Consider the following 4,405-nt stretch of genomic DNA (forward strand, 5'->3'; position numbering starts at 1 on the left):
GAGCACGCACGCTGGCGCGACGCGGGTTGGGTCGAGGGCCAGCCGGTCTGGCGCTTCGAGGCGCAGATCCGTGGTGAAGCGGCGACTGAGCTCAACCTGCGAGCAACAAGGATTCTCGAGGAAAGCCTCGACCCGGCCTGGCAGTACGTGACCCGCAAGTGGCTGCGCCTGGTCGACCTCGGGGAGGCTACCCGCCGCGAGCGGGCGCCGGTCGACCCCCGCTGGCAGCTCCTGCAAGGGGTCGCGTTCGTCCACGAGAACGTGGCGCCGGCCGTTCGCCAGCGTCGCTCGCGTGGTGGCGCGGATGCGCCGCAGCTCCTCGGGACGGCAGTCAGCTACCTCGCCCGTGACGGCGAGCTGGCCGAGATCATCCGCCAGGACGGGCCGACCGACACCTGGGACGTGGCCCGCGTCGAGCGGGCTCTAACGCGCAGTCTGCGGCGGGCGCTTTATCAGCAGTTCACCCGCAAGGACCGGCACGAGTGGTTCGACGCCTTCCGTCTCGGGATGGCTGGCAAGGCTGCCGAGATGGCGACGATGGACGACGAGCTGCTGAAGGCAGAGGTCACCGCGGCAGCTCCTGCTGCGTGAGGAGAAGGCAGATGGGCTGGTTCTTAGAAGAAGCAACGAGTCACGAGGGTTACGTCGTTGCCATGGTCAAGGACGACCACGGGCTCTGGCGCGAGCTGGGCTACCCGCGCGACGACAGGGCGCAGTCGGTGCGGTCGCTACAGGTGGCCTGCACCTGCGGGTGGCGCTCACCTCGGCTCGAAGCGCCTCCGCGCACGAGGTACGAGCCGTTCACGGTCGAGCTGGAGCGCGACGAGGATCGCGAGAAGCTCGCCGACCTCTGGGAGGCTCACGTCCGCGAGCTGGTGCCGAGACGGCGCGCGGCAAGATAAAAAGAACGCCGCGTAGCCATCCTTATAAGGAGGCCACGCGGCGCGCTTCGTCGTCAATTGCTCAGTTTCGGAACCTGTAACCCTTGGCGCGGACCCACGAGGGAACTCCCCCTACGACCCTGCGGCTGCTGCCGCAAAGACCGCACGCGCTAACGTCTGGGATACTTGCGCCGCAGTCTGCGCAAATTTCGTGCTTCCGTTCATAGCGCTTTGTTTTGGCTGTCTTTTTAGACGTCCCCTTGAAGCGCTTTACCGATGCGCGGTACGGGTTTACGTCGAACTCGTACGGGGGCACGCTGACGGATCCATCGCGGCTCACGGCCAGCGTAGCGACGTGATGGTTGAAAACGCCGTCCATCATGGACGAGGCCAAGACGCGGACACGAACCTTGTTTCGTGGTTTCAACTCATCGACCACGTAGTCGATGGCGTCTTTCATGGTGACGAAGGTGTTTTGGTGAACTGAGTAGACGAGGTGGCTCATGCACCCCGTAACCAGCGTTTGCCAATGATCCGGGCAGGTCTGTTCTGGGGCCCGAACCTGGTTCAACTACCATGCCACCGGGGTCACGAACCCGGTTCAACTACCATGCCACCGGGGTGGACCTATTCTCCCCGCCTTCGATCCTCGCCAGAACGTTTGTTGTTTTCGGTCGGGTAGAGCGAGCTAGTCCCGATTCTTGTGCGGCGCTCGCCTTGGCGACGTTCTTCGGCACTCTCGTCAGCCTCGACCAGTTCAAGCTGAGGCGCGCGCTCTTTCACCCAGAGCCGCACCATGGCGTCGAGCATCTGGTCAGCGTCCTTGCCCTCGTACCGGCAGAGCTTGCGGAAGATCTCTGCGAGCGCGGCGTCGAAGAACACCCGCGAACGGGTCGACGGCTCGGAGGCCGCTGGCTGTTCGCCACGAGGCCGCAGGTCGATGGGCTTGGCCATGGGCCGATGCTGCACGAGCTGGCGGCGACCGTCCACGGGCCTAGGCTTTCGCTATGGCCGCGGCCATGGCCTTGGCCTTGACCTATGGCCGTAGGCCGTGACACCATCGGCCATGCTCGACGCTCAACTAACCAACGAGCCAGCTCGTCATGACGAACCAGCAACGCGCGCACGCGAGGGTGCGTGCGCGCCCGTCGAGCTGGCGGAACCGGCGTTGAAGCCGCGCACCAGTCTCGCTGCCTTGCTCGGGCGGTGGCACGTCGACCCGCTTTGCGGTTCGCCTGCTCAGATCCAGCAAGACAAGAAGTTCGGCCGGCCGTTCGTGATTTGCGCGTTCTGCGGGTCGCGCACGTTCTTCAAGAGCGTTGCCGGCCTTGCCGGCTGGCTGACCATGTCCCGCCTGGCTGAAGCGAACATCGCGAACCTGCGAGCGTCGATGACGGTCCTGATGGAGGAGCTTTCGAGTCCTCTGCCGAAAGCCGATGCGCAGCCGCAGCCCGCTCCGCAGTCGGCGAAGATGGCGCCAGGCGTGGACGTTTTCGCTGCTGGCCTTGTGCCGAAGACGCCGCTGAACGCGCACCTCCACGAGGCTGCGCGATGAGCATCCACGACACTCTCCACGATCAGCAGTCGACTCGGGCCGTGCAGGCTGTCGCAAACTCCTTCGACCGCGAGGCGGTACGCCGGGAGACGCCAGCTCCGCAGATCCCGTGGCTCATGCCGCCGGATCGCCCTACTGCACCTCTACCTGGAAACGTGCCGCTGGCCCCTCCGCCGCATTTCGCGGCGCTTTCGTCCACCGACGCAGGGACGAAGGGGGCGATGGAGTACGCGAGGGGCCGCTCCGAAATGAGTGCCGAAACCTACGCGACGCTCCTCGAAGCAGCGCGCGAGGTCGCGACCGCCAAGGCCGAGGCGAAGCTCCAGACGGAGCGTGCCAACGATGCGCGGCAGGCTCAGGCGCACCAGCTCGCAGCGAGCGGTAGCTACGGCGGCATCGTTGGCGAGGTGGCTCGCAACGTCGCGCCGCACGTCGCGCCGACGCTCGATGGTGCGTTCGGCTACCTGCTTCCGTTGCTCGGCATCGGGGCTGGCGCTTACGTCGGCTTCCGTCTCTCCGGTTGGGCGGGAGGCTCGAAGGCTGATCAGGTCGGCGCCGCGTGCGTCTGCGCGCTGCTGGTCGGCGTGGCGTCGCTGCGCGTTTCTGCCGCACGCAACCTTCCGGTCAGGTCACTCGCCGTGTAACCTCAACCTGCGGCCACAAAAGCCGCGACCCGGAACCGCTGGCAGGCGGAACCGGGCCACTCCCCCGCGACGGCTCGAACCCGTCGAAGGAGTCACTCGTGAATGTATCCCAGGCCGATCTCGGCCGCCAAGACTGCGCACGCGACCAGCGTCTCTCGACCCCCGAAAGCTGCCCGTCTGACCCACGGGACGCGAAGGGCTCCCGGCCGGCAACCCCGACCGGCAGCTTCCGAGGATCGAGCCCCAGCGAGCTGCTGGGAGGGGAGTCGCGCCGGGAGCCCTTCGGGGGTGAGCCGCGTAGCGGCGAGGGGGCGTCGCCCCCTGGTCCCGACCCAGGGGCCCCGGCTCCTGCCGGGGAGCGGGTCGGTCCTGGGGTCGTCTCCGAGGGACCGGCGGATGGTCGCAGCGGCCTGGGTAACACCCCACCCCAGAACACCAGCAGCTCGTCGGGAGCGGCACCGGGAGGGGGTTCGGGGGAGGGGAACCCGCCCCCGCCGGCGCCAACGAGCGCCGTTTCTGCGCTTCCTGCCGCCGCTCGTAGCGGCGGCACCTACCTCTCGGACACCCCTCCCAGGCAGAACACCAGGGCGGCCTCCGATGCTGCCGACCAGGGCCGGGTGCTCGGGAGGCGCGTCGACACCCTGCACTTGCAGGGCAGCCTGCGCGTCTATGAGCAGGCGTACGCGCGTCTGGAGAAGGAGAAGGAGCGGCTGAAGGGCACCGGGCAGGAGAGCGCCCCCTTCGAGCTGGCGGGCATCCAGTTCGCCATCTTCGGCCGCGGGGCGAAGGACAAGCCGTTCCGCCTGGCGAACGCCGACTGCACGGTGCTCGTCGGGTACGGGCCGCACAACCTTCGGGTGGAGTTCGGCGCCGTGGTCTGCGCAACGCACCCGCTTCGCCAGCTCGTGCAGCGGGCAGAGCAGATCGCAGACGCCCTGGGCTCGTTCGCTGACAACGATCCCGGCCTGGTGGTCGCCCGCATCGACCTGGCGGTCGACGTGTGCGGCGTCGACTTCACGGTCGACGACCGGGAGTCGTTCATCAGCCGCTCGAAGGGCGGCACCGACTACCACGGCGAGGTCGACGTTCACTGGAAGACGGGCGACCACGAGCTGGCGCCGCTGACCGGCTTCTCCTTCTCGCGGGGCAACCCGCTGAGCGCCCGCCTCTACCGGAAGGACGTCGAGCTGGAGCGGTACGCCGACGACCACGAGAAGCTCGCCATCGAGCACGCACGCTGGCGCGACGCGGGTTGGGTCGAGGGCCAGCCGGTCTGGCGCTTCGAGGCGCAGATCCGTGGTGAAGCGGCGACTGAGCTCAACCTG

At 67.6% G+C, this 4,405-nt stretch carries 6 protein-coding genes; 5 read left to right on the forward strand and 1 reads right to left on the reverse strand.

Annotated elements, in window-relative coordinates; translation table 11 throughout:
• Both EB084_20400 and EB084_20405 read left to right on the forward strand, forming a co-directional pair.
• Window positions 1-591, forward strand: a 591-nt coding sequence (locus EB084_20400; protein ID NDD30628.1) for a hypothetical protein, incomplete at its 5' end; no start/stop codon positions are given.
• Between the two features lie 62 nt (window positions 592-653).
• Window positions 654-902, forward strand: coding sequence for a hypothetical protein (locus EB084_20405; GenBank protein NDD30629.1), 249 nt, complete (start codon window positions 654-656; stop codon window positions 900-902).
• 606 nt (window positions 903-1,508) lie between these two features.
• Here the strand turns inward: EB084_20405 and EB084_20410 are convergent.
• Entirely contained in the window at window positions 1,509-1,871 is a 363-nt protein-coding gene (locus EB084_20410; protein ID NDD30630.1) for a hypothetical protein, read from the reverse strand.
• Between the two features lie 178 nt (window positions 1,872-2,049).
• Here EB084_20410 and EB084_20415 point away from each other — a divergent pair, with 178 nt between their 5' ends.
• From EB084_20415 to EB084_20425, 3 genes are all read left to right on the forward strand, one after another.
• Window positions 2,050-2,436, forward strand: coding sequence for a hypothetical protein (locus EB084_20415; GenBank protein ID NDD30631.1), 387 nt, complete (start codon window positions 2,050-2,052; stop codon window positions 2,434-2,436).
• A 248-nt stretch (window positions 2,437-2,684) separates the two neighbouring features.
• Entirely contained in the window at window positions 2,685-3,080 is a 396-nt protein-coding gene (locus EB084_20420) for a hypothetical protein (GenBank protein NDD30632.1), read from the forward strand.
• Window positions 3,081-3,697: 617 nt separating this feature from the next.
• Window positions 3,698-4,405: hypothetical protein (locus EB084_20425; GenBank protein NDD30633.1), on the forward strand; the 708-nt coding region annotated here is incomplete at its 3' end.

It is taken from the genome of Pseudomonadota bacterium (assembly GCA_010028905.1).
In the GTDB taxonomy this organism is placed as follows: domain Bacteria; phylum Vulcanimicrobiota; class Xenobia; order RGZZ01; family RGZZ01; genus RGZZ01.